This window comes from Arthrobacter sp. 24S4-2 (assembly GCF_005280255.1).
Lineage (GTDB): Bacteria > Actinomycetota > Actinomycetes > Actinomycetales > Micrococcaceae > Arthrobacter.
The window spans coordinates 1,177,429-1,202,180 of sequence record NZ_CP040018.1 but is presented as its reverse complement, the minus strand read 5'-3'; the positions used below and the strand labels follow the sequence as shown (position 1 = coordinate 1,202,180).

The 24,752-nt window shown below is 61.6% G+C and carries 20 protein-coding genes and 1 pseudogene; 12 read left to right on the top strand and 9 right to left on the bottom strand.

Annotation, left to right across the window (positions count from 1 at the left end; translation table 11 throughout):
• Positions 1–456: 456 nt before the first annotated feature.
• Genes dbpB (FCN77_RS05650) through FCN77_RS05635 form a run of 4 tightly spaced genes read right to left on the bottom strand, consistent with a single transcriptional unit; the run spans position 457 to position 4,811 of the window.
• Positions 457–1,560 (bottom strand): DGQHR domain-containing protein DpdB, encoded by a 1,104-nt coding sequence (dbpB, locus tag FCN77_RS05650; RefSeq protein WP_137321475.1) that lies wholly within the window; start codon positions 1,558–1,560, stop codon positions 457–459.
• Positions 1,553–2,800: a tRNA-guanine transglycosylase DpdA gene (gene dpdA / locus FCN77_RS05645; RefSeq protein ID WP_137321474.1), complete on the bottom strand. Its 1,248-nt coding sequence runs from the start codon at positions 2,798–2,800 to the stop codon at positions 1,553–1,555. The genes dbpB (FCN77_RS05650) and dpdA overlap by 8 nt, the downstream gene beginning before the upstream one ends.
• Positions 2,797–3,930, bottom strand: a complete 1,134-nt coding sequence (gene dbpB / locus FCN77_RS05640; RefSeq protein ID WP_137321473.1) for a DGQHR domain-containing protein DpdB — start codon at positions 3,928–3,930, stop codon at positions 2,797–2,799. Before dbpB (FCN77_RS05640) ends, dpdA begins: the two co-directional genes overlap by 4 nt.
• Positions 3,927–4,811, bottom strand: a complete 885-nt coding sequence (locus FCN77_RS05635) for a hypothetical protein (protein ID WP_137321472.1) — start codon at positions 4,809–4,811, stop codon at positions 3,927–3,929. The genes dbpB (FCN77_RS05640) and FCN77_RS05635 overlap by 4 nt, the downstream gene beginning before the upstream one ends.
• 117 nt (positions 4,812–4,928) lie before the next feature.
• Here FCN77_RS05635 and queC point away from each other — a divergent pair, with 117 nt between their 5' ends.
• The 4 genes and pseudogenes from queC (at position 4,929) to folE2 (ending at position 7,418) form a co-directional block, all read left to right on the top strand.
• A complete protein-coding gene (gene queC, locus FCN77_RS05630; protein ID WP_137321471.1) occupies positions 4,929–5,618 on the top strand; it encodes a 7-cyano-7-deazaguanine synthase QueC in 690 nt (229 codons plus the stop codon).
• Between the two features lies 1 nt (position 5,619).
• Positions 5,620–6,255 (top strand): 7-carboxy-7-deazaguanine synthase, encoded by a 636-nt coding sequence (gene queE / locus FCN77_RS05625; protein ID WP_137321470.1) that lies wholly within the window; start codon positions 5,620–5,622, stop codon positions 6,253–6,255.
• Positions 6,252–6,634, top strand: a pseudogene (gene queD, locus FCN77_RS27335) (6-carboxytetrahydropterin synthase QueD). The gene queE and the pseudogene queD overlap by 4 nt, the downstream one beginning before the upstream one ends.
• On the top strand, positions 6,624–7,418 hold the full coding sequence (gene folE2, locus FCN77_RS05615; protein ID WP_217496234.1) for a GTP cyclohydrolase FolE2: 795 nt from the start codon (positions 6,624–6,626) through the stop codon (positions 7,416–7,418). The pseudogene queD and the gene folE2 overlap by 11 nt, the downstream one beginning before the upstream one ends.
• Before the next feature lie 64 nt (positions 7,419–7,482).
• Here the strand turns inward: folE2 and FCN77_RS05610 are convergent, their stop codons facing one another.
• Positions 7,483–10,533, bottom strand: coding sequence for a DUF3427 domain-containing protein (locus FCN77_RS05610; RefSeq protein WP_137321469.1), 3,051 nt, complete (start codon positions 10,531–10,533; stop codon positions 7,483–7,485).
• Positions 10,534–10,918: 385 nt separating this feature from the next.
• Here FCN77_RS05610 and FCN77_RS05605 point away from each other — a divergent pair, with 385 nt between their 5' ends.
• Positions 10,919–12,403 (top strand): IS1182 family transposase, encoded by a 1,485-nt coding sequence (locus tag FCN77_RS05605; protein WP_137320619.1) that lies wholly within the window; start codon positions 10,919–10,921, stop codon positions 12,401–12,403.
• 203 nt (positions 12,404–12,606) lie between these two features.
• Here the strand turns inward: FCN77_RS05605 and FCN77_RS05600 are convergent, their stop codons facing one another.
• The 4 genes from FCN77_RS05600 to FCN77_RS05585 all read right to left on the bottom strand — a co-directional run bounded on the left by FCN77_RS05600 (position 12,607) and on the right by FCN77_RS05585 (position 16,649).
• On the bottom strand, positions 12,607–13,179 hold the full coding sequence (locus tag FCN77_RS05600) for a hypothetical protein (RefSeq protein WP_137321468.1): 573 nt from the start codon (positions 13,177–13,179) through the stop codon (positions 12,607–12,609).
• 398 nt (positions 13,180–13,577) lie between these two features.
• Positions 13,578–14,357, bottom strand: coding sequence for a carbon-nitrogen hydrolase family protein (locus FCN77_RS05595; protein ID WP_137321467.1), 780 nt, complete (start codon positions 14,355–14,357; stop codon positions 13,578–13,580).
• Between the two features lie 47 nt (positions 14,358–14,404).
• Positions 14,405–15,760: an APC family permease gene (locus FCN77_RS05590; RefSeq protein WP_137321466.1), complete on the bottom strand. Its 1,356-nt coding sequence runs from the start codon at positions 15,758–15,760 to the stop codon at positions 14,405–14,407.
• A gap of 10 nt (positions 15,761–15,770) precedes the next feature.
• Complete coding sequence (locus FCN77_RS05585; protein WP_137321465.1) at positions 15,771–16,649, bottom strand: carbon-nitrogen hydrolase family protein; 879 nt, start codon at positions 16,647–16,649, stop codon at positions 15,771–15,773.
• Positions 16,650–16,743: 94 nt separating this feature from the next.
• On the opposite strand from FCN77_RS05585, the gene FCN77_RS05580 reads away from it, so the two are divergent.
• From FCN77_RS05580 to FCN77_RS05550, 7 genes are all read left to right on the top strand, one after another.
• Positions 16,744–17,493, top strand: coding sequence for a FadR/GntR family transcriptional regulator (locus tag FCN77_RS05580; protein WP_137321464.1), 750 nt, complete (start codon positions 16,744–16,746; stop codon positions 17,491–17,493).
• A gap of 158 nt (positions 17,494–17,651) precedes the next feature.
• Positions 17,652–17,882 (top strand): hypothetical protein, encoded by a 231-nt coding sequence (locus tag FCN77_RS05575; protein WP_137321463.1) that lies wholly within the window; start codon positions 17,652–17,654, stop codon positions 17,880–17,882.
• Positions 17,883–18,795: 913 nt separating this feature from the next.
• Entirely contained in the window at positions 18,796–19,101 is a 306-nt protein-coding gene (locus FCN77_RS05570; RefSeq protein ID WP_254678865.1) for a hypothetical protein, read from the top strand.
• Between the two features lie 196 nt (positions 19,102–19,297).
• Positions 19,298–20,854: an IS21 family transposase gene (gene istA, locus FCN77_RS05565; RefSeq protein WP_175417151.1), complete on the top strand. Its 1,557-nt coding sequence runs from the start codon at positions 19,298–19,300 to the stop codon at positions 20,852–20,854.
• Positions 20,851–21,636, top strand: a complete 786-nt coding sequence (locus tag FCN77_RS05560) for an ATP-binding protein (protein ID WP_137321461.1) — start codon at positions 20,851–20,853, stop codon at positions 21,634–21,636. The genes istA and FCN77_RS05560 overlap by 4 nt, the downstream gene beginning before the upstream one ends.
• 314 nt (positions 21,637–21,950) lie before the next feature.
• The gene (locus FCN77_RS05555) at positions 21,951–23,066 is read left to right on the top strand and encodes an Ig domain-containing protein (RefSeq protein WP_254678864.1); all 1,116 of its coding nucleotides are present in this window, start codon (positions 21,951–21,953) and stop codon (positions 23,064–23,066) included.
• Positions 23,067–23,856: 790 nt separating this feature from the next.
• A complete protein-coding gene (locus FCN77_RS05550; protein WP_254678863.1) occupies positions 23,857–24,504 on the top strand; it encodes a nuclease-related domain-containing protein in 648 nt (215 codons plus the stop codon).
• The last annotated feature ends 248 nt before the right edge of the window (positions 24,505–24,752 follow it).

Here is a 24,752-nt window from a genome sequence, read left to right as displayed (position 1 = left end):
GCTGCGTCGGTACCGATTCCTGAGCGAGCCATGACGGGGGCGCTAGACACTGATATTTTGTGTCTGGCCAGACACAAGTGGTCTGCCAGTAGCCTGTTCCTGCACCCTAGAAGTGGACATGCGACAACGGTAGGCGCGGACACTCTCATGTGCTCCTTGCTAGTTACTCCGCTGCCATCCCCATTCTTGAAGCCTAGCGCGGCGCAACGGTGACGCGTCAGAACAACCTTATCTAATCATCAATCGGCGTGCAGCGGCGGCGACGCGCTGACGAAGTCCACGCGTCCAGACACGTTGATAGTTGCAAGCCAGCGATTGTCAGGTGGTTTCGCGCCCAGCAGGTCCTCCTGAGCATCAAACCGGTATTGCCAAGATGCCGGACTCGGACACGTTGCCCTGGCCAGTGAGTGACGGTTGGCGCCGCAAATAGCCATGGCTAGGAGCTATCTCAAGCACTCACCGAAGCGCCCGAAGTAGGTGGTTCGTCAGCAGTCGAACGTCTGTCGGCGTGTTCTGGAGCCCGTTCCATCGACGCACATTGTCGGTGGAAAATTCCCACGTTCCGGTCGTCCACGCGACAAGGGGCTTGAGCTTGTAGATTGTACTTTCGAGATCCAGACCGGGGAGTTCGGCCGCAGGTACGCCCTCGGTCAGTGAGTCCATGACATATCCCAAAGACTGGATGCCCGCGCCATGAGTAAGTCGTGACTTGAGCGGCGGCAACGCCCATGCCTCCGGAAAGACGGACTGTACGACGGTCCAGAAATAGTTCAGGTGAAGCTGCACCTGCTCCACATCAGCCGAGCCGTCGCTGGGATCTCTGTACTGGTACAGCGCTCCCTCGTAGAGGCTGTTTTCGATCATTTTCAGGACACTGTTGTCCTTTATGTACCCGTCGGGCGTCGTCGGGGTAGCGATTCGGCCTCCGAATGGTGTGCCAATCTGCTTTGCAGATGCATTCAGACGCGTCATGATCAAGGCCGGAAGTTGCTTTCGCGCATAAGCGACGGGGAGATGCCCGGTGGTGTCGGGCAAGAGTTCATGGATGAGTCCCTTGGGCAAAGGCTTCGTGTTGTTCACGAGGATAAACTGCGAGCGTTGTTCTGCTTCGCCACGGGCAATGAAGGCGACCGCTGCGACGGGAAATTCAGCCAGGTCGGCATCGCGGATTGCAGCGCTGCGCTGTTGGCCGTCAACAAGCCAAGCCGGCTTCTCGTCGTCTGGCAGAGATTCATCAACCGGAATAACGAGTTCCCCTACTGTCGAGTACGACAAATCGCCGACAGGGGCAGTCGGCTCAAATGTCACACGTTCGTCAAAAGCGAGGACAATCGCGTTAGGCAGAAGCGGCGAATCCGATTCGAGGTAACGCCGAATCGCTCGAATGTGACTTAAGACCTCCGGCCTTTGGTATCCCTGCAGCAAGTCGTCGTCGCGGTGAACGCGGGAAACTGTTGCAAAGTCGTGAATGCGCTTGCCGTCCACCCCAAAGCAATAGATGTATTGCCCGCCCTGTCGCAGCCGGATCGCCGGCAGCCTCATCTCGTAACGGTCAGCCATTGTTACTCCTTGTTGTGGATACGAGCGTGTTGCTCTTCAGTTTCTTCATCTTGCTGGCCAGCACCGACATATTGTGGAAGCCTCGACGCTTGTTCCTCTCGGTCCCTCGGAAGATGGCAATCTCTATACCAAGCTTCCGGCAGAGCGAGCATTTGCAATCGCTCCAAGGAGCGGCATCAAGCGTACGTTTGTATTCGCCGAGGTAACTCTTCTTGACCTGACAGATTGACTCGTAGGCGCCGAGCTCGGTCAGGGCTCTTTGGATGGCCTGATCGCTTCCATCGAACTCGCGTAGAGCGCGCAGGCAAACTCGTTCCTGCGCTATGGCTTCCTTCTGCGAAACTCGGCCAGCCAGGATGGCCCGCTTCAGGGTAGGGTTCCCGTCGACTTGCGGAACCCGCAGCGCGATGAACGATTCGTGCTCGGTATGAAAGTTATTCCGATCGTCCATAAAAGCTTGTCGGAATGCTGACGTACTGTCGAAACTCGTGACCCCATACTCGCTGAAAGCATCCATCGATTCCACCCGAGTGATTCCCAGGAGATGCAGTTCCGTTGTCGGAGACCGAACCAGATCGATCGCCTGCAGGCACTCGAGGATATCTTTGGTCTTCAGAGGCACCATTCCGCCCAGTGCGATCCTGCGATAACCCATAGCCTGCAGTTGGCGAACGCTATCCGCATAGCTGGCCGGACTCCATCCCTGAGCAGCGCCTACCGGCTTGAGTTTGAGCCCTTGGTCGGTTACTCGCGTGATGAACTCCTCTGCGAGGCGAAGAGTGATTCGCCGGCGCTCCGCCCAAGCGGGGTCAACTTTCTCCAAAGACGCCAGTGGGTCATACCCGAAGATAATGTGGTCAACGCTGACGCCGGCATCGAACCCGCACCCCTCATAGAAGTCGAGTGTTTCCTCGACCGTCACAGGCGGAACGAGTTCATCCGCGTAGTTGAATGCGCCGTTGTCGCCCAGTGACTCAATGGAATCCGGCAGCCGGAAAAAGCCTCGTATACCCAGTCTGTAGAGTCGGGCCCGCTGGGCCCCCGTGTATTTTCCCGAGCCCTTCATCGCGCCGTCGACGATAGATTTGCTCACCAGAAGACCGCTGTACGGTGGGGCATCCAGAATCTCATGCGCATAGAGGTCGTCCCGTTGCCTTACCCGTGACGGCGGATATTCGTCGTGCTGGAAGTTATAGCCTGGGCTTACCAAGTCCTGGCTGTCGGGGAAGTAGAACCTCACTTTGAGGTCGCCCGGTTTGTCACGTAAGCCCTAGCTAGATAATTGGACAAGGCGCTGATGTGCCGAGGTGTGTTTTGGAGTTCATCCCAAGGCAAGCCCAGTTCGGGCCACGTCCCCTTCGTCCAAAAACAGGAGTCAACGATGACCTGCAACTCTGATTCGGCATCCTGAATCGCAGTGGCAGCGCCTGCATCGACATGGGCCATAACACGCTCCATAAGACGGCCCATCGCTCGAATTCCGACGCCTCCCATAAGGCGCGACTTGGTGGGGGGCAGTCCCCATGCCTGGGGGAAGGTGTTTCGGACTGCGCTCCAATAGGTAATCAGAACGTCGCGTATCCCCTCGGTGTCAGTTGTCCCGGTTGCGATATTTCGATACGGGAACAACACTCCAGAAGGAGATTCCAAGGACTCCTTGAGTGCCTCCACGAGGCCGGTATCCGTGACGATAGCCGTCTTCTTAGCCTCGTCGGTTGTCGAGGCGCGCTTGATCATCCCCGCAAACGGAGACAACGGATCTTGATTCAGCATGTCGACCAATGCAGAAGGTAGTTTTCGTGTTGGCATCCTTCCGGAAGGAACTCGAGTTATCTCAGGCAACAGTTCTGTGACGAGGTTGGCCGGCAGAGGCTGAACCGTGTTGACTCTCAGGAACTGCTCCCGCTGGAGTTCCAGCGTGTCGGCAACGAAGCCTGCAATAGGAACAGGCAGTCGACGGTTCTTCGTCCGTGAAAGCGCAAGACTTCGCTGTTGTCCATCGACGATCCAGGCTGGACGCGGGCCATCTGGCCCCTCACTCATAGGGATCTCAAGAGTTCCAGCGATAACAAGGCCGTCGCTGGTCGCGGGACCACGGCTTGACCTAAAGCGGACCTCTGGCGGAAGAGCGAGAATCAACCCGTTAGGAAAGAGAACGTCCGCGCTATCCAAGTAATCCTGAATCTGCTTCACGTGCTTCTTCTTCTCAGGCCGTTGATACCCGATGAGCTTCCCTGCCTCGCTACGGCCTATCCGAGCCACTGAGGCGATGAGATCGACTTCTTCAGCAGCTAGAGCGAACAGGTAAAGCGGAGTGCCCTCATTCTGAAGAACTTTGAGGGCACGGCGTTCCAGCCATTTTTGGGTCATTTCTTATCCTTTACCGCGATGCTAAAGAGCCCACTAAAGCGCTTCTGTTCACAGGCCGAACCCGCGTCCCGTAGCATACGCAGCGCCCGCGTTTTGGAGATGTCTGGTTGTATTCGTCGGATGTCTTGAAGAAAGCTGAGGATATCAGCATCAGACATCTGGATTCGGTTGTAGGACTCTGGTTTGCGGGTCTCCTGGACCCAGTTTCGCCACTCATCGTGATCCCGCTGCCCCACCAGCGTCGGGGCGTTAAGGCTCTTGACCCAAGCAGTCGCGGTCCGGAGGTTCAGGCTGCCTGAAGTCCCGCCGAGGGCAGCCCTCAATCCCCGATCCGCTGGAATGCGCAGGTTCGTTGGCAAGTCAGGTGAACCTCCGAAGACAACCACGTCCTCGCGCTTCCCCATTCTGTTCACATCGTCAGCCATCGCGCTGGAATAGGTTTCGGAGAGAACGAGTAGAGTTTGACCTGTTACCTGATCGTCCAAGTTCGTCTGACCGTCGGTCATCAAGTGCCACCATCTCTTGTTCTCCGTGCCACTGGTGCCAATGGAATCCGCGTGTCGAGGCGAGAACGTGGCTGCATACGCGGGCCACTCTTCGTCCGCGGACACCAGGCCAAGCCCTGCTGAGGCCACGAGCAGAGTTGGATCGAAGCCAGCCCGCCGCGTTGCGTCCTCCAACCTGAGCACCTGAGTCCACGCGTCGCCCTGGTAGAGCTGACGCAGGGGTGTGCGTGCGCTCTCTTTGCGGAGCGCTTCACGCCACTGGCTCGCTCGCTCCTGCAGGGGGCCGGCAGGAAGATTCCCGACCCGCAAACTGTCAACTGGTTGCGCAGATTTGCGGTCGGTACACGTGACGACCAGCGTCAGTTTCTCTGCCACGTCCTGTTGACCCCTGTCCTTAACTGTCGATGTGTCGTACCTACTGTATCGTGTAGTTTCCGGCTAGGGTGTAGTACACACCTAGAAGGCGAAAACCAGATCGAAGTTAGGGATGGCATGACACGCAAGGCAATCGTTCTATTGAGCGGCGGACTGGACTCAACGACGGTACTCGCGCACGCGAAGAGCGAGGGCTTCGAGCCTTACGCCCTGAGCTTCCGTTACGGACAGCGACATGTTGTGGAACTCCAGGCCGCTCAACGTGTCGCAGAGGCGCAGGGCGTCAAGAACCACGTCGTTTGTGATATCGATCTTCGAGTATTTGGTGGATCAGCCCTGACTGCAGACGTGGACGTCCCAAAACACGAGTCCGTCGACCAGGTAGAAGAGAATATCCCAGTCACATACGTGCCGGCAAGAAACACAGTGTTCCTGTCTTTCGCACTGGCCTACGCCGAGGTGCTGGGATCCACGGATATCTTCATTGGCGTGAATGCCCTTGATTACTCCGGCTATCCGGACTGCCGCCCCGAGTACATCCAAGCGTTTGAAGCGATGGCCAACCTGGCAACTCGGGCCGGTGTCGAGGGCGGAGTAATTAAGATCCACACCCCACTGATGGACAAGACCAAAGGTGAGATCGTCCAAATGGGACTGGCTCTTGGCGTCGACTATGGCCTGACGTCGTCTTGCTATGACCCGGATGACGCGGGCCACGCGTGCGGACACTGCGACTCATGCCTCCTCCGTCTCAAGGGCTTCGCGGACGCAGGCAGCCATGACCCCGTCACCTACCAGGGCGTGTAACTTGAACTACAAAGTAAAAGAAATCTTCTACACCCTCCAAGGTGAGGGAACGCACGCGGGCCGACCTGCTGTATTCTGCCGATTCAGCCTTTGCAACCTATGGACAGGGCGGGAAGCAGACCGCGCCCGCGCTGTCTGCAAATTCTGCGATACGGATTTTGTGGGAACTGATGGTGAAGGCGGCGGAAAGTTCGCGACTCCCGAGGACCTAGCAGATGCCGTTGAGGCCGCCTGGCCTTCCGGCTGGGAAGGCAATCGAATGGTTGTCTGCACCGGAGGCGAGCCGCTGCTCCAACTCGACAACGAAGCAGTGGCAGCGCTAAAACGCCGTGGTTTCTACGTCGCCGTCGAGACCAATGGTACGCAGGTCCCTCCGGAAGGCGTCGACTGGCTATGCGTGAGCCCCAAGATTGGCGCCGATCTCGTCGTTTCGGGAGGCAACGAACTCAAGTTCGTATACCCCCAGGCAGGCGTTAACCCCACAACGTTTGAGCAGTTGGATTTCGATGCGTTTCGCGTTCAACCGATGGACGGTCCGGACATCGTTGAAAACACCCGGCTTGCCGTCGAGTTCTGCTTGGAACACCCCAACTGGCAACTCAGCATGCAAACCCACAAGTACCTAGGAATTCCATGACCTTCACAGCAGAGATCTACCGCGAGTTTACTTTTGAATCCGCCCATCGTCTCCCGCGTGTTCCGGATGGTCATAAGTGCGGCCGTCTGCACGGTCACTCCTACCGCGTTCAGATTCACGTCGAAGGGGCAGTAGGGAAAGACACGGGATGGGTCCAGGATTTCGGCGAAATTAAGGCCGTGTTCAAGCCTCTGGAAGAACAGTTGGACCACAACTACCTCAACGAAGTCGAGGGCTAGAGAACCCCACCAGTGAGGTTCTCGCCCGATGGATCTGGGTCCGTCTCGAGTCGAAACTTCCGAACCTTTCAGCTGTGCAAGTTCGCGAGACCTGCACCTCGGGATGTATTTACCGGGGAGAAGCGTCAGATGCTGCCTGACGTACAGGACGAAGCGGACGTCCGAGGCATTGAACTCACCGACGTTGGAATTTCCAACCTGCGATATCCGACCGAGTTCAGAGACGGGACCACTACCCAAGCCGGTATCGGGATATTTGATGTCCTGGTAACCCTTCCTTCGGACCGCCGTGGCACCCATATGAGCCGCATGGTCCAGTTGGTCCACGACCATCTGGCAAGCATCGACCCTCGAGAACTTCCTCTGGTCATGAAGCGCGTTGCCGCGAAGATGGACATCGATCATGCCCAAGTGCGCATCGCGTTGCCGATAGCCACTAGAGTGATCTCCCCTGTGTCGGGACTCGAGGCCTTCCAGGCGAGCGACCTGGGACTGGACGCCGCCATCGCTGCGGGTTCGTTTACGCTGACCACTACCGTTACCACGCAAGTCACGAGCCTTTGTCCATGCAGCAAGACCATCAGCGATTATGGAGCGCACAACCAGCGTAGTGACGTCGCGGTTGCAGTCTCAGGAACCGAAGATGACGCTTACCCAATGGATGCCTTCCAAATTGTTGAGTTGATTCGGTCCAGCGGATCGTGCCCTGTATACCCCTTGGTCAAGCGCCCAGACGAGCGTGCCATCACAATGACGGCTTACGACCACCCGGCTTTCGTCGAGGACATGGCCAGGGACCTCTCACTTGCGCTGAGAAGCCGAAACGTGGGGCATGCCGTGACCATCCGGAATCTCGAGAGCATCCACAGTCATGATGCCGTCGCCTCGGTAGCCTGGGCGCCGAGTACTTCGTCCGTCGGTTAGACCGGAGACCTCCCAACCGGGAAGCGCCAGATGCCGCCGAATCAGGGCAGCATCTGGCGCTTTTTCATTGCGCCACCGCAGCGGCAGTCGTAAACACATCCGCCGGCATCGGCCGTTGCAATTTCCAGGTGACGGCGATGGGTTTCTCACCCACGTGCCGCACATAGTCCACCTGCCCAAGGCATGTGTAAGGAACGGTCAGGCCGGTCTCGTCGTCGGCCGTATTCCTAGTGAAGATCAAGACCTTCGAACCGTGCGAAGCCCGGTCCAAGTAGCGCTTTCCCGTCGGGCTCCCTGGTGACGTCGCGTTCTGCGACTCCCAATGGAACAGCTCCGGGCTGATGGCGTAGTCCTTGTACATCGTGGTGGCAGAGTGCTTCTTATCGTCCTTATTCAACGTGACAAAGAAGGCATCGGTGGACGTCGCCGGGCTCCAGGCCACGCCCTCCCGATGCTGCACGTTCTTGCCCAGCTCCAGCGAGCCATACTGCAGCGCCGCCAGGACCTCTTCGCGCCGGTAGGTCGCATGCGAGAGCAACGGAACGTGCTGCAGCCCGACGCCGAGGCCCTTCGCCGCGTGCTTGGACGCCGCGACTCCGAGTCTTACGATCTGGCGAATCTCGCTGCATACGAACTGATAGCCGCGCAGGTAGTCCAGTCCGGCGTCGTACGTCTGGAAACCGCCGCCGTCGTCCCAAAGCGTATAGAACAGCATCCGGGCGAATGTCTGATCCCTCATTCCGAGCTCCGCGTAGCGGGGCGCATCGGGTCGGACCAGCATTGAGTACGCCTCGGCGCGTTCCGGATCGTCCACGTGGATGAGCGCAGCCATACGACCTAGAAGCTTCCTCTCATCGGTATCCGAGAGCTCCTGGATCCTCCCGCTGAGAACAGCCTCCAGCGGCGAGAACCCGTCGATCAGGCCTGCCTGGCGGAGGTATCCGGTCCACGAGTCCCTCGTCGAACGGTAGATCGACTTCACGTCGTTCCCGGACTGCTCCAGATAAGCCTCCAGCTCGGTCTCCGCGTACGAGGCAATGTCTCGGACCAGCTGCGCCCGGTTGAACTGCAGCTGTGCCTTGATGTTGTCCAGCACTACCTTCTGCGCTACCCGGTCCAGCACGATCTGGGAGCCCGACGGCAGGAACGGGAACTCGTCCTCGACCGCCTTCTCCAGCTCCTTCCTCCCGTAGCCCGTCAGCGCCCGGTAGCGCAGATCGAAGCGGAACTCACGCCGCTGCTGTCCGATGAAATCCATGACCGTCAGCACCGCCTTGCCCTCGGCACGGCGCAGCCCCCGGCCCAGCTGCTGGAGGAAGATTGTGGCGCTCTGCGTGGGCCGGAGCAGCAGGATGGTGTCCACCTGCGGCAGGTCCAGGCCTTCGTTGAAAAGGTCGACGGCGAAGATGCAGTTGATCTCCCGCCTGCGGAGGCGTTCCAGCGCCGCGGCGCGGTCGGCATCGTCGGTGCTGCCATCGACAGTAACGGAGGCGATGCCGGCACGGTTGAACACCTCGGCCATGTAGTGCGCGTGCTGGACCGAGACGCAGAAACCGATGGCCCGCATCTGGTCGGTGCTGGTGACTTTGTCACGGAGTTCCCGGATCACCTTCGCGGCGCGGGCATCGTTGCCCGTGTAGAGGTTGTTCAGCTGTGTGGTGTCATAGTTGCCGCGCTTCCATTCCAGCTGGCTCAGGTCGACGTCGTCCGAAACGCCGAAGTAGTGGAATGGCACCAGCAGGTCAGCGTCCAGAGCGTCCCACAGCCTCAGTTCGCTCGCAGTGCGGCCGTCGAAAAACTGATTGGCGACGTCGACGCCGTCGCCGCGTTCCGGCGTCGCGGTCAACCCGAGTAGCTGCTGCGGCCGCAGATGATCCAGCAGGCGCCGGTAAGTGGGCGCCATGGCGTGGTGGAATTCATCGATGACGACTATGTCGAAGAAGTCAGGCTCGAGCTGTTCGGTGCCGAGCGATGACAGTGACTGGACCGAGGCGAAGATGTGCCTCCACTGCTGGGGCTTGTGCTCTCCGACGTAGAGTTCGCCGAAGGCCCCGTCCTGCATGACGTCCCGGTAAGCGCGCATCGCTTGCTTCAGGATTTCCTGCCGGTGGGCTACGAAGAGCAGTTTCAAATCACGGCCGGCAGCCTCGCACAGTCGTTTGTAATCAAGAGCTGCGATGACGGTCTTCCCGGTGCCGGTGGCCGCAACCAGGAGGTTGTGGTTGAAGCCCTTCAGCCGCTCGGCCTCCAGGTCTTCCAGCATCTCCTCCTGGTGGAGGTACGGCTGAACTTCGAGCCCGGTGGTGGCATCTGGGGCCGCGGTACGGCGGCCACCGTTGCGTTCCAGGGCGGCGTCCAGCTTTTCGCCGTCACGTTCCGGATCATAGCTCTGGAAGGCACGTTGCTCCCAGTAGCTGTCGAAGGTGACCTCGAACTTCTGCAGCAGGGTTGGTGTGCCAACTGAGCTGAGCCGGACGTTCCACTCGAGGCCGTCAAGGAGGGCAGCCTGGCTGAGGTTGGAGCTGCCGACGTAGGCGGTATCAAAGCCAGAGTCCCGGCGGAACAACCAGGCCTTGGCATGCAGGCGCGTGGCCTGGGTTTCGTAGTTGATCTTCACTTCGGCGCCGTAGCGGTTGACGAGCTCGTCGATGGCGCGGCGTTCCGTGGCACCCATGTACGTGGTAGTGATGACTCGGACTTTGGCGCCGCGCTCCTGGAGCTCCTCGAGCGCCGGCTGAAGGAGGCGGAGGCCGGTCCATCGGACAAAGGCGCAGAGCAGGTCGACGGTGTTGGCGGACTCGATTTCTGCCCGGAGTTCCGCGGCGAGGTTCGGATCGTCCTTGCTGTTGGTGAGCAGGGCCGAGTCTGATAGCGGAGTGGTGGGGCGGCGGAGTTGGCGCCGCTTGAGGGTGTCCGTGCGGTGGAGGGAGTGGAGTTGTGTGGGGCCGTCCGCGATTCGGTCCTGTGTATTCAGTTCCTGGAGGAGGCGGTTTGCCAGGGCAACTCTGTCCGTTGGCTTGGCGGCGACGAGCGCATGGCGGACGGCATCGGCGACGTGGCGGGAGAGGATGTCTGGGGTGTCTTCGTCTTCGACGTTCGCGAAGATGGGCTGCATTGGCGGATCGCTGTTCAGGAGATGACTAAGTGCATCTGTGTTGAGTAGTTCGTATAAGCCCTCGGGCAGCTTGTCTGCAGCCGCTCCCCCAATGAAGTTAGTCACTGTGCCAGGCTATTTGGTGAAAGTGACGACTGCAATCTCCCGAAAACTTCGCAGGGGCCTCGCTCCCCGTATGGATTTTCAACTCGCTAGAGCTGGAACTCAATGCCCGATAACGCAAAACGCTCGGCCAGTGTCTAGGCCGAGCGTCTTGCGTGATTTACGACTAAGCACCTGATTAATAGGTGATCCACCTAGGAGCGCGGGTCAGTAGTCGGCCGGGTTCTTAAAACGCCGTGTGAATTGCCGGGGTGCGGGAGGGGTGGCTGGAAGAATCGGGAGTATGAATTCCGGTTCCCAGGATGGCCTTTTTGATGAAGCTCTCGTGGAGCGGGTGGAGCGTTTTGATGACGGGATCGTTGAGGCCGGTGCTGGTGTGAAGAAGCGGTTCAAATCCTTTGAGCCGGACGCGGTGATGCTGGTCCCGCCGTCGCTGGATGAGTGGTTGCCGGGCAATCATCTGGCCCGGTTCATCGCTGATCTGGTGTCCCGGGAGCTGAATCTGTCCCGGTTCTACGGCTCGTATGGGAAGACGAAGGGCCAGCCGCCGTATGATCCGCGGTTGATGGTCCGGGTCCTGCTTTACGGCTACTGCGTCGGGGTGCGTTCCTCCCGGGAGTTGGAGCGGGCGTGCGTGGACGTGGTCGCGTTCCGTTGGCTGGCCGGGCAGCAGGCACCGGATTTCCGGTCCATCGGCCGGTTCCGCAAACGCCATCTCGCGGCGTTGGGGAACGTGTTCCTGCAGGCGCTGGAACTCTGCCGGGCCGCGGGCATGGTCTCCTTGGGCCGGGTTGCCCTGGACGGGACGAAGGTCCGGGCCAACGCGTCCCGGCGAAAGGCGATGAGCTACGGACGGCTGACCGAAAAACAGAGGATCCTCGCCGCGGAGGTCTCGGACATGCTCGCCGACGCCGAGGCCGTGGACAGGGAGGAGGATGCCCGGTTCGGGGCGGATACGCGCGGCGATGAGCTCCCGCCGGACCTGGCCGACCGGCAATCGCGGCTGGCGAAGATGGCCGCGGCCCGCAAACAGCTCGAAGAGGACGCAGCAGCCAAAGCACGCCAAGAGGCGGAGCAGAAAGCCCGGGACCGCGGCGATGACGACGGGGCGGCTGCGGCCAAGGGCGAGGAAGCCGCGGCCAAAGCGGAGGTCAGACCGAGGGCCCAGCGCAATTTCACGGACCCCGACTCCCGGATCATGAAGACCGCAGACGGCTCGTACCACTATTGCTACAACGCCCAGGCCGTGGTCGACGCGGACCATCAGGTCATCGTCGCCACCGATCTGAACAACACCGCGGTGGACGTGCAGCAACTGGTCCCGATGACCGAACGCACCGCCGAAACCCTGGGCCGGATGCCCGCCCAATGGACCATTGATGCCGGATATTGTTCAGCAGCCAACCTCGAACACGTGAAGGAAATCGAGGCCGCCGGCGGGACCGAGTTCTTCATCGCGACCGGCCGGCTCAAACACGGCGAAAAGGTTCCCGAGACGCCCCGGGGCAGGATCCCGGCCACCGCCACACTCCGGGAACGGATGGCGAGGAAACTCAAAACCAAGAAGGGCCGGGCCGTTTACGCGCGGCGCAAGGCGATCATCGAACCGGTCTTCGGGCAAATCCACACCCGCCAGGGCAAACACGCACTCCTGCGCGGCCTCGAACAGGCCAAACACGAGTGGGAACTGATGGCAGGCTGTCACAACCTGCTGAAATTGTTCACTTTCAAAGCCAAAGCCGGTCTCAACGCCCCGGCCGGAGCCTGACCCACGGGCCAAGGCGGCCACGGCTGCCCGGCCCGCGGCCGCTGCCAATCCTCGAAGGAGGCCCACCACCGCCGCGGACAGCCCGGCCATCAAGATGGCAACGTGTCACCGGTCAGTAGACAGGACCACTCCTGGATGACGGAAACCACTACCGCCCCACGCTCCTAGAACTCACGGGAACCTGTTTCGCAATTTGACTAGGACTACTGCTTCTCTTCGACGGTAATGGTCCAGGCCTCGAAGTTGGCCGCCGTCACGTCGAGGTAGTACTTACCTGCAGACTTGTGGACTGCCGTTTCACTCGACTCATCCTTGCTAAGCATCTTGAGCGGTATGCCGCCGTCCTTCGTTTTATCTTTGCCGTCGTCCATCAGGTAGATCGCGCCGATTGCCGCAGACTGATCGTTGAGCATCTTTCCGCCCGTGAATGAGTAAACAAGTCGGGCTTCCTTGCCTGACAACTGGAATGACTGGCTTGCCATATCGGCTGACCCCGACAGCTCAGCGACCTTTGTCCATACGGCGGCGGCAGCAGGAGCGGCCGGGTTGGCGGCTGGAGCACTTGCCGCCGTCGTTGCCGGAGCGCTCGTCGCTGCGGTGTCCTTTTTCCCCGAGTTGGAAGCAGTCGCGATGATAATAACGATCAAGATAATCAGAGGGAGAAGGAATCGCTTCTTCTTGAACCAAGGACGTGATGCCTTACGGTAGGCCTTGTCGGCTGCTGCTTGGGCTCTTGCGTTACCCTTAACGTCGGCTTGTGTACTATTCTCGGTCATTTGCGGTTCCTGTCTAGAGTTGCTCTTGGGTGCGAGCTGAAGTTTTTTGTCTCTAAACAACGACGCCGGGGTAATCCCCAGATCAGTCCGAATGACACAATTCCCCAACTAAGAAGTGACAATAGTGCCAGATTGGGCAATCTAGCAAATACGACGCGACATTGATTTTCGCGCCGAAAAGGCCTCCGACTTTCGGCTGCCACTTACTGAAGTTGCATGACCGCTTTGGAGGCTGCCGATGAGTCAAAGTGGTAAGTCATCGTGATGAGGTTCCAGCAGTCAACGTCAGGCGGAAGCCTCGGGTTCGACAAGTCTTCCTCCGTTAGGCCGCAAGAGAGGCAGCTAGCGAAGGAACGCACAAGGCAACGGGTCGTGGACCATTGTTGCCACCCGGCCATCTACAACCGCCTTCGCCGGAACATCGGGAACGGCTCCCGCACCCGTGCCACCGTCTCAATCGAGACATCCACCGCCCGCACTCCGGTTTCCAGGCCGAGATCGGCTTCAATAACACCCATGGGGTCAACCAGAACACTGCGGCCCACGGACACCGGGGGCGCCTGGCACACCCCTGCCACGTACACGCTGTTCTCGATGGCGCGCGCCGCATTCAGCGCCAGCCACTGCTCTGTCTTGTGGGTGCCCGGCACCCACGACGAGCAGACCAGCAGGACCTGGGCGCCGGCGTCGGCCAGTGACCTGGCCAGCTCCGGGAACCTCAGGTCGTAGCAGGCCATCAGGCCGAAGCGTGCTCCCCGGGACTCGAAGACAACCGGTTCCGTGGACGGACCTGGCTTGATAAACGTCGACTCCCCGAAGCCCTGGGCATCGAAAAGGTGAATCTTTCGGTATATGGCGAGACGAGACCCGTCGGGCCCGTACGCCACCAGCGTGTTGTACGCCTTGCCCGGCTCCTCAGAGGTTTCCACCACTCCCGCCACCAACGCGATGCTGTGACGGGCCGCGGTGGCTGCGAGTTCCTGGCAGATCGGACCGTCCAGCGGCTCGGCCATCTCGGGGAACGTCGCATCCACCTTCTTTTTCTCGTAGGTGGCGTACTCCGGGAAGGCGACCAGCCCGGCGTCGTCGCCGGCTGCCGACGCGGCGAACCGGTCGATCGCGGCAAGATTCGCCTCGATGTCGGTGCCGGACTCCAACTGTCCGAGGGCTATCCTCACGCCTCCACCTCCCGTTCATTGACCTCGTCGCCCGAAGAACCCCAAACCTAGGCGGCGGCCTCGACGGTCGCCTTTTCCGTCGTCGTCATTTCCGGCGGCGCCGCCCGGAAGCCCCGCGTGATCAGCGCCAGGACCACCACGCCCAGCACCAGCCAGGACACTCCCAGCGTAATCGCGTTGCTGTCCAGCTGGGAGAGCAGGTAGGCGCAGACGATGGCGCCCACCGCCGGGACCACCACATAGGACACGGGGTTCAGCTGCTTCCCGGCACGCCGCTGCCGCACGTAGTGGAACACCACCGAGACGTTCACCAGCGTGAAGGCGGTGAAGGCGCCGAAGTTGATGAACGACGTCGACGTGGCCACGTCCAGGAAAATGGCAATCAGCCCGACGGCGCCGGTGACGAAGAGGTTCACCACGGGAGTGTGGAACTTCGCATTGAGCCGGCCGAAGACCGCCTTGGGCAGGACCGAGTCGCGGCCCATGGCGTAGATCAGCCGCGAGGCACTGGCCTGCGCGGCGAGGCCGGACGCGAACTGCGCCACCACCAGCCCGGCGAGGAACACCGCCCCGAACAGCTGGCCGCCGATCTGCAGCGCGATGGCACTGGCCACGGAGGCCGAGTCCTCGAACACTCCCCCGGGATGGACCAGTTGGGTCACGTAGGAGACGGCCACGAAGATGCCGCCGCCGATCAGGGCGATGAGCATGATGGCGCGGGGCACGTTCCGGCGCGGGTCAACAGTTTCCTCGGTGAGGGTGGTGACGGCGTCGAAACCTAGGAACGAGTACGCCGCGATGGCAGCGCCGGCGGAGATGGTGGCGAAACTGGACGTGTCGTTGAAGAACGGCTGGGTGCTGGCCAGCCCGCCGGCGCCCGAGGTGGACACCACATTGCCGACGGCCAGCGCCACAAAGAACACAATCACCAGCAGCTGGAACGCCATCAGGACGTAGTTGGCCTTGTCCGCCACCTTGATACCCAGGATGTTCAGGGCGGTGGTGACGGCGATAAAACCCACGATCCAGACGGCGATGGGCACGCCCGGGAACTGCGCGGTCAGGTAGGAGCCGCCGATCAGCCAGATCACCATGGGCAGGAAGAGGTAGTCCAGCAGGATCGCCCAGCCCACCAAGAAGCCCACCCTGGGATCGATGGACCGGCGCACGTACGTGTAGGCGGAGCCCGCCACGGGATGTGCGACGGCCATCCGGCCGTAGCTGTGGGCGGTGAAGAGCATGGCCACCATCGCCATCAGGTAGGCGGCCGGCGACGCCCCGCCGGTGGTTTCGGCGATGAGGCCGAAGATGGCCAGGACTATCAGCGGGGTCAGGTACGCCAGGCCGAACAGCACCAGCGACGGCAGCTTTAGGGTGCGGGTGAGGGTGGGTTGTGTTGTCACGTGGGGTTCCTTAGGACGTGAAGGACTGGGGGGTCCAGGTCGCCGGATTGATCCGGCCCTGGTAAACGGGCAGTTCGATGGCGCCTTCGCCGGGACGGAACTGGGACCAGGGACGGTTGAGGTTTTCGGTGCCGTGCCTGCGGACGTGCTCGACGGCGGAAAGGTCCAGCTCCGCTGTGAGGAGGGCGGGGCCATCGTCGGGCGCTTCCGCCACCGTGTTGCCTTCCGGGTCGACGATGAGGCTCAGGCCCATACCCGTGGGGCCGGCGCAGTTGACGCTGACCACGAAGACCTGGTTCACGATGGCGTTCGCCTTGGCGAGGACCAGCTCCTGGCGCCGGTCCGGCGTCGTGGTTTTGACGACGTTGAGGATGACTTCTGCACCCATCCACGCGAGCTGGCGTGACACCTCGGGGAACCAGGCGTCGTAGCAGATGTTCAGGCCCACCCTGCCGATGCCCGGCAGGTCAACGGTGGTGAACCGGTCGCCGGGATCGTAGGGCTCGAAGGGCCGCCAGGGGAAGATCTTCCGGTAACAGCCGGCGAGCTCTCCCTCCGGGGACAGGACCAGCTGGGTGTTGAACAGCTGCCCTTCCGGGCCGCGTTCGCACACGCTGCCCGGGACCAGCCAGATTTTGAGGTCCGCTGTGAGCTGTTTCAGTTCTTTGACGCGGGGGCCGTCCAGCGGTTCGGCCGAAGCCTGGAGCATTTCGGTGCGCTGCTGGTCCGGGTTGGAATCCCCGAAGAGGTGCAGCTCGGGGAAGACGACCAGCTTGCTGTGTGGCTGTGCTTCGAGGGCAGTTTTGACCTCGTCCGCGAACGCCGAGACGGGTTCGCCGATGAGCCGCGGCCTGGCCTGGGCTGCGATGAGGGGAAGGATGCGTTGCATGGCGTTCTCCACGTTGGGGATGTGATCTGCACTATATTAGATCAGAATGATCCAATTATGGGAAGAGTGAGGTTGGGGCCGTAAAGTAGCGGATATGACCCGTCAGTTGGAGGACACCGCCGACACTTCGCCCATCGGCGCCGGCAGGCTGGCCGGCATCGATCGCCGCAGCGCCATTGATGCCGTGCGGCTGCGGATCGGCATGGCGATTTCGCTGGGGCTGCTGAAACCCGGCGAGCGACTGCCCGACCAGGAGGACGTGGCCCTGGGCCTGTCGGTCAGCCCGATCACGGCGCGCCGCGCGCTGGCGAGCCTGGCGGAGCAGGGCGTGGTGGTCCGCCGCCGGGGCCGGGCCGGCGGAACGTTTGTGGCGGATGAGCCTCCGCAGAGCGTGCTGGCCGAACTCTCGGCGTCGCCGGCCGAATCCCAGGCCGTGAACCGGCTGGTGGACCGCAGGCTGCTGTTTGAATGCGCCGTGACGCACTACGCGACGCTCAACGCCACGGCTGAACAGCTTGATGAGCTCGACCGGCTGACCCGCGAGATGGCAGAGTCCGCGGACTGGTCCGACTACCACCAGGCGGACGAGCAGTTCCACCAGCTGGTGGGTACCGCGTCAGGGCTGGGCACCGCCGTCGAGGCGTACCACGAGACACTGACGGAGCTCTACGCCTACTTCATCCCCTACCCCATCGAACTGCTGCACAAATCGAACTGCGACCACGTGGCGCTGGTGGCAGCGCTACGTGCGGGCGATGTCAGTGAAGCCGTGGAGGTCTCGCGAAAGCACGTGGACGTGCTGCACCGGACGATGTTTATGGGGCTCGCCAACGGCGGAGCCTAGGCCGCTACTGTCGCCCGCAATCCGGTTGTAAAGCGCGTATGGGTTCTGCACGCACAACGCTGCGAAGTGTGTCGCTTTGGGGCCGACTTGGACACCGTCGCGCCACTCTAAGCTCTCGAAGAGTGAGTGTTTGATATCCGGCGCCGAGGGGGAACAGTATGACGACAGCAACGGGTGTGAAGTACGAGACGAGGTCCGTGAAGACGGTTCGTGGCATGGAGGCCAGGACGAGAGCCAAGTTAGAGAATGAGGGCTGGGAGTTTGTTTTCCAGACTCAAGGGACGTTGCGGACGGAGCTGACCTTCCGACGCCCGAAACCAGAGATCCCGTGGAAACTGATCGGGATCGGCGGCGGCCTGATTGCGCTCGTGATTATGGCGCTGCCATGATGAGCGCGCTCGGGGGCGGGGATAGTTCGAGCAACGACGCGGCAACCCTTCCGTCGCAACCTCCGTCCCAAACTGCGCCAACTGGAGCAAGCACGCCATCAGTCGAGCCCGCGCCTGCCAACCCTGCCGTCACAGCTATCACCGTCGATGAGTTGCTAGACAAGCTCAGCTCCGCCCAATTGGGTGGAATCAAGGCTGGGGACCAGTTTCAATTGACTGGCGAACTGTTCATGTCCGAACTATGGATGACCGGGGCCACCGGGGAGTTCACTGTCATGCTAAAGGCCCAAGGGGGGAGCCCAAGACCTGTCCGTGTTCGTTGACAAGTCAGCTGCGGCCGGGTGGCAGGACGGTACAAAGGTCCAGATGACTGTAGAAATGGGTGAGGCTACGATCAACGGTGAGACCACAGATGGCTGGCTAAGGGCCCTGTCCGTGGAGACGATCCCGTAGCCGAAACAACCGCATCCGCGCTACACCCAGCATGAACACTGCTGCCCGCAAAACGATGCGCTTGCGGGCGTTACCTCAGGTTGGAAGTCATGAGGCGTTCAACCTCATCCGCCAGTTCTGAAACCGGTCGGCGACTATCAAGTTCGAGCGTCGCACCGTTTCGAAGCAGCGGTTCGACGTCCAAGACTGTGCACTCGCCTCGAGCGACACTCCTGAAACGGATGCCATGGGCTCGGAACGCTGATCCGCCGGTCGCGCAGGTACTGGGGCCACTCCCTGCCAGCCGTTTGATCACGTCGGCAGGGGCGTGCACAGGGGCGTTTCCCCTAGCGGCGAAGGCGGCCGAGTGGGATGATTTGGTCATCCTTCGAATAGGGGGGCCATCATGGCCGGCCTTGGTGCTCTTCGACCTGGCCGCCGCTCCCGGGCATCCACGCCCCGGCTCCTGGCGGTTTTACTTGTGATCGCACTCGGCGTGCTGTTCGCTGCACCCGCCCGAGCAGTCGACTACGGACATGACGTTTCGTGGCCACAGTGTCCGGGCGGTCTTCCGATGCCGCCGGAAGACACGGAGTTCGTGGTCGTGGGGCTGACGAACGGACTCGCGTTCACCGAGAACCCCTGCCTGGACGGGCAGTTCCAGTGGGTGCTCGACCGAGGCGTCCGGGCTCAGGCCTACGCCATGGCTACCTATCCCACCACCGCGCAATACGACACCTATGTTAGCTGCAACTTTAAACTGACCAGAGACGGCAATTTGGATTGACCGTTCGCGGCAGTGGTTTTGACCAGTGGCTGCAAGTACTTTTGACCAGTTCTTGGCCGTGCGTGTGGCCGGGGCTTGCTGGGATTCCCTTGTCCATCCCCCCGTGTCATTACGGGGAGAGCCCCTTCCTTCCGCGGTGAAATAGCGATGCCAATCGTTTTTTGTTTCACCCATCGTGGGAAGGAAGGGGCTTGATGTGAAGTCTCCAGGAGAGTTCATGGAAATTTTAGCTGCTTATGATTTGACCCGGTCGTACCGGGATGCCGCGAAGATCTGCGGCGTTTCGCACAACACTGTCCGTTCGTATGTGAAGGCCCGGCAGGAAGGCGTCCAGGCGCCGGTCGCCCGCCAGCGGGGCCGGATCACCGACCCGTTCCTGCCGCAGATGAAGTCGCTGGTCGAGCAGTCCCGCGGGAAGATCCGCGGGGACGTTGTGCACGGAAAACTCGTTGATCTGGGCTATCCCGGATCGATCCGCACGACCCGGTACGTGCTGGCCGGGCTGAAGTCGAAATATCGGGCCCAAAACACGCGTGTTCACCGCCCCTGGACTGTGGAGCCAGGTTTGTGGCTCCAATGGGACTACGGAGACGGGCCCGTCGTTGACGGCGCCAAAACGGTGTTGTTCGTGGCCTGGCTGGCGTATTCACGCTTCCGTATCGTGATTCCCTTGCGGGATAAGACGATGCCGAGCGTGTTCGCCGCCCTGGACCGCTCTTTCAGGCTCATCGGGGGCGTCCCAACGTACGTTTTGACCGACAATGAGAAAACCGTCACGATCGAGCACGTCGCCGGGGTGCCGGTCCGTAACCCGCAGATCGTCGCGTTCGCCCGGCACTACTCCACCGCCGTGCACACCTGCATGCCGGCGGACCCGGCCTCGAAGGGCGGGGTGGAGAACGCGGTCAAGATCGCCAAAGCCGACATCGTCCCCAAAGACACGAACCTGCGCTCGGACTACGCCTCCTTCGCCGAGCTGGAAGCGGCGTGCGAGGCGTTTATGGAGGATGTGAATTCCAAGGTGCACCGTGCCACCCTGGAGATCCCCAGGGACATGCTGAGACTGATCGAACAGCCCAAGCTGCACCCGGTCCCGGCAGTGCCGGTGACGGCCAGTTTCGGGCAGGTCCGGCAGGTCCCGCCGAACACGCCCATGGTCACCTACGAGCACTCCCGCTACTCCGTCCCGCACACGCTGATGGGGCAGAGGCTCTGGGTGCGCGGCACCGACGCCGAGGTCATCATTGTCCATGTCGGCGAGCAGGGGCCGGTGGAAGTCGCCCGGCACGAACTTACCCGCCCCGGCGTGCCGGCGATCATTGATTCCCATTTCCCTCCTGCTTCCGGCGGGGCCCTGGAACGGGTTATTCGCCCCACGAACAAGGCCGAGGAGGAGTTCCTGGCCTTGGGCGCCGGGGCAGCGCTCTGGCTCAAGGAAGCCGCCGCGGCCGGGACGAACAAGATCCGCCACAAGATGGAACGCGCCGCCACCCTGGCCAAGGTCATGGGCAATGACGTGGTTGACCAGGGCCTCGGCGCGGCCGCCGTGCACCACCGCTTCAGCCACGAGGACCTGGTCTCCATCATCACCAACACCGCCACCGGCCAGCCGCCAAGCACCATCAGCACTACCCGGCACACCGTCACCGATCAAGGCCAGTGGCTGAGTCAGGGCACCAGCGCATGGGCCAACTTCGGCACCGCCAGCACAAATACCAGCGACGATATTGATCTTGAAGGAGCCACCGAATGAGCGCGACAACCCTTGCCGCCAGCCCGCTGGCGGATGTGGAGCACATCATCGCCTTGATGCGCACCACCCGCATGCCGCACGCCCGCGCCGTGGTCGCCGAGGTGTTGGCGACCGCGAAGGCCCAGCGCTGGGACCCCACAGAAGTCATTCGCGTCCTGCTCGAGGCCGAGGCGACCGGCAGGAACCGGTCGATGCTAACCACCCGGCGTAAACGCGCGGGGTTTCCCACCGGGAAAACCTTCGATGTCTGGGACGAGTCCCTCTCCACCCTCCCTGCGGCGACGACCTCGTTCCTGCGGACCCTGGAGTGGGTGCGGCGGCGGGAGAACCTGATCGCGTGCGGGCCCTCCGGGACCGGGAAGACCCTGCTGCTGGAATCCCTGGGCCAGCAGGCCATCGACGAAGGCATGTCCGTGTCGTGGCTGAGCCTGGAGGACCTCGGCGCCCTCGTGCGCCGGCACCGCATCGATGACAGCGTGAACAAAGCCATCACCCGCGTTACCAGCGTGGATTTGATTTGCATCGATGACATCGGACTCCTGCCGGTTTCCGGCGATGCCGCCGAGGGCTTCTACCGCGTCGTGGAGGCCTCCTACGAGAAGCGATCCCTGGCGATCAGCTCGAATATCCACCCCAGCGGCTTTGATGAGCTGATGCCCAAAACCATCGCCACCGCGACCGTGGACCGGCTTATGCACCACGCGCACCTATGCCAAACCAGCGGCGAGTCCGTCCGGCTCATGCAAGCCCAAAACGGGAAAGGAACCCGCCCGATGAACTAACCCGCAACGTGGTCAGGCGCCCCAACCCCAGCATGCCCCAGGCGCCTGACCAGTGTTCAAAAGTACTTGCCGCCACCGGTCAGTCCATTGCAGCCACCGGTCAACGCAAACTGCAGCCAGCGGTCAGTTTAAAGTTGCAGTTGACACACCTACGGCGACGACGGCCCTGGCCCGCGAGCACCAGGCCGGACCGGCTGCGCAACGTCGGCTACGCCGAGGGCCGCGCGGCTCTCGCGTCTCTCGATGAGGTGGGATGGCGACCGGAGAGAATCTGGGTCGACGTCGAGCCCCGCCCGCAACAGCCCTGGCCCAGCTTGACAGCAGCCCAGCGGCAGGAGAACCGGTACGTCATCTCCGGGCTCCTGGCCGCACTCGCGGACGCCGGGTACCCGCACGGGATCTACTCCTATTTGAGCGGTTGGGAGGCCATCACCGGATCGTGGCAGCTTCCCGACGTGCCCGTCTGGTCACCGGCAGGGCGTCTCGACTTCGCCAGTGAAGCATCCGACCTCTGTGTGAATCGCAGCTTCTCCGGCGGCACCGTCCACATCGCGCAATGGACCGACGGCACCTACGACTACGACATGACGTGCATCGGGGTCTACCAGGCCCACGTCGCGACCATCGGCTGGCAGTCGAGCGTCTCGGACGGCGCCACCGCAGGAACGACCGGCCGGTCACTGCCGATGGAGGCGTTGCGTCTGTCGGTGGCAGGAGACCGCCTGTCGGGCGACATTCTGTGGAGGGGGCATGTGCAGAACATCGGCTGGCAGCCATGGACGACGTCGGCGTCCCCGATCGGAACGACCGGGCGCGGTCTGCGCCTGGAGGCGTTCCAGCTGCGGTTGACGGGGGATCTGGCCTCGCAGTACAGCATCAGGTATCGAGCCCACGTGGAGAACGTCGGCTGGCAGCCGTACGGGATCGACGGAGCCACGGCCGGCACCGTCGGGCAAGGTCGGCGGGTGGAGGCCGTTACGATCGAGTTGGTTCCGAAGGTCGCACCGGCATTCACTGCCGTGTACGCCGCCCACGTTCAGAACCTCGGCTGGATGGCGAACGTTTCGGATGGGACCGTCGCCGGGACCACGGGTCGGGCCCTTCGGGTCGAGGCGTTGCGCCTCAACGTGTCCAGCACGGCTTATACCGGGGACATCGAGTGGCGGGGGCATGTGCAGTCGATCGGCTGGCAGCCGTGGACATCCTCGGCCAATCCCATCGGCACAGTCGGGCAAGGGCTACGTTTGGAAGCGTTTGAAATCAGGCTGACCGGTGAGATGGCGAACCATTACAGGATCCACTACCGCGCCCACGTGCAAGATTTGGGCTGGCAGTCATGGGTCGCCGACGGCGGAACGGCGGGCACGTCGGGTATGGGCAAACGGATCGAGGCCGTGCAGATCCTCCTCGCACCCAGAACCGGCGGCTAGCGCGGGTTTCCCCCGCCAGGCAGACGTCGCCGTCGTCGTGGTCGGCACCAAAGCGAAGGTCGAATCCGAAGGATACGAGGAGTCGCTCGCACTTGCACCGTCGTCATCGTCAACTCCGGCTCGCCGGTGCTGATAGCGTCCCCATCAGGGCAGTTCCGAATACACGTCCGTTCATTTCCCCCACTCTGCCTTGGTCATAGTCAGATGCGCTGCAAGGGCATTGAATTTCTTGCTAAACACCTGGCTGGCTGTCGTTGTCTCAGAATGCTACGTCACCCAGCCAAGAAGGAAGGGGGCTCGGCGGATTCCGGCATGCGGTGTGGTGGTCAACTGCAGCACCGGGAAAGGCCATGTCATCTCTGCCGGCAGAATCACCACGCTCACAGTCGCAGTCGGATTCAAGCGCTCGAATGAGTTTCATCTCGCGCTCAAGGTGTCCCAGTGTGCCATCCTCTACTGAGACAGTTCGCGAGGTCTTTGGGTGCCGCTACGCGCGGCTCACCCGAAAAAGTTCCTGCCGTGGGCGAAGATTGGGCCATGGCAAAGGGTATCCGCGGACTAACCGCCGTGATCTACAAGCAGACTGGGTCCGTGCCGGTGATCCAAGGTGCCTCCTCGTGAAGCAGATGAGGCTCCGGTACGCCCGAGCCTGTCGGCTGTGCGGTGCCTCTCTTCCGGCCGGGACAGAAGCGATCTATGAGAGCGAGACGAAGACCATCCGCTGCTTGGTGTGTGCCACCGAGGCCACGGAAACTATGTCCCCGACTTGGAACCACCTTGTGATGAGTCGTTGTCCACTGAGTCCGGAGTAGCCGGGTCGTCTGCCCGGCGCGAATATGAGCGCCGCAAGGCGAAGGACGAGGAAAAGCTCCGCGATAAGTGGGGTCGCTTCGGTGGCCTGGCAGTCGCCCTTTCTGACGAGCGGTCGCACACCAAGTCCTGGGATCGAGGCGCGATCGGTGAGGAACGCCTCGGCGCTCGGCTTAATGCCCTGGCCGCCGATGGCCTGGCTGTCCTCCACGACCGACGCATCCCCGGCTCGAAGGCCAACATCGACCACATCGCCATCACTCCCGGTGGGATCTGGGTGATCGATGCCAAGCGGTACAAGGGACGGCCTGAACTGAAGATCGAGGGTGGCATCCTTCGCCCACGCGTCGAGAAGCTCCTCGTTGGCCGGCGTGATTGCACGAAACTGGTCGATGGGGTGCTCAAACAGGTCGACGTCGTGCGCGATCTCGTCGGGGATGTTCCGGTCACCGGGGCGATGTGCTTCATCGAAGCAGACTGGCCCCTGATCGGGGGCGCGTTCTCGACTCGTGGCGTTCACGTGCTCTGGCCAAAACGGTTAGCCAAAGTGCTTACAGAGCAGACAGCCGGCGACGTTGATGTGGCGAGGATGCGTGAGTCGGTAGCCTCGCGGTTCACGTCTGCGTGACGTCAGGTGTCGATGTTTGAAGCTGTTCGGAAGCACGCTAAGGGATGGTGCAACGACTCATACGATCTGGTCCCGGGATGGTAAATCCCGCTCTAGCATCACTGACGATTCTGACTCTCACGGCTGTCACTTGTTCCGTGGTGCTGTCCTTCAAAAAATCATGGACATCAAGAGCGTGAGGTAGTTCAGAAACGACCGTAAAATCGGGGCTTGAGGGCCGGAGAATGCTAGATGTTGGGGGAACTATG